Consider the following 1,057-nt stretch of genomic DNA (forward strand, 5'->3'; position numbering starts at 1 on the left):
CCCGCCCCCCCCCACCGCATACTCCCCCGGATCCTTGCCCCCCGGCCAACCCCGTGGACCCGGGGACCCCCCGGAACCCACGGGACCCGGGGCCAACCTTGGCGCCGCGTGTGGCCCGGGGTCAGGATGATCAGGGGGGTGCCTGGGGCCACTTGGGTGCCCGGGGTGGTCAGGATCTGGTCGATGATGCCGTTCGTGGGGGCGGGGACGTGGGATTCCATCTTCATCGCCTCCAGGGTCAGGAGGGGCTGGCCGGTGGTCACCCGGTCTCCTGGGCGTACGTTCACCTGCCAGACCGAGGCGGCGTATTCGGCCTCGATCAGGTGGCCGCCCTCGGGGACGTGGATCTCGGTCGGCGGTGCGAGGTCGGCCGGTGCCGTGTCCGTTCTCGTGAACTCGCCGGCCGCCTCCCACGCGGCCCGCTCCGCCGCGAACGCGGTCTGCTGACCGGCCCTGAACTCGGCTATGGAGTCGGCGTGTTCGGCGAGGAACGCTTCGTACTCGGCCAGGGAGAAGGTGCCGTGTTCCACGCGCGGGACGAAACGGCCCGAGACGATGTCCGCGCGCAGGGACAGGAGCTCGTCGGCGTCCACGGGATACCACTTGATCCGGTCGAAGAAGCGGAGCAGCCAGGGGGAGCCGGGCTCGAAGGCGCCGCGCTGCTGCCAGGGGGACCACACCTGGGTGGTGCGTCCGACGAACTGGTAACCACCGGGCCCCTCCATGCCGTAGACGCAGAGGTAGGCGCCGCCGATGCCCACCGAGTTCTCGGCCGTCCAGGTGCGGGCCGGGTTGTACTTCGTGGTCACCAGGCGGTGGCGGGGATCCAGCGGGGTCGCCACGGGAGCGCCCAGGTAGACGTCGCCCAGGCCCAGGACCAGGTACTCGGCCGCGAAGACCGTGTCGTACACCTCGGCCACCGACTCCAGGCCGTTGACGCGGCGGATGAACTCGATGTTCCAGGGGCACCAGGGCGCGTCGTCGCGGACGCCCGCCATGTAGCGGGCGATGGCCTCACGGGTGGCGGGGTCGTCCCAGGAGAGGGGGAGGTGGATCG

At 71.3% G+C, this 1,057-nt stretch carries 1 protein-coding gene; it reads right to left on the reverse strand.

Annotated elements, in window-relative coordinates:
- Window positions 1–1,057: carboxyltransferase domain-containing protein (locus P1P70_RS45000; protein ID WP_319248321.1), on the reverse strand; the 1,057-nt coding region annotated here is incomplete at both ends.

The sequence above is a fragment of the Streptomyces sp. MB09-02B genome, from assembly GCF_033794485.1.
Classification (GTDB): domain Bacteria; phylum Actinomycetota; class Actinomycetes; order Streptomycetales; family Streptomycetaceae; genus Streptomyces.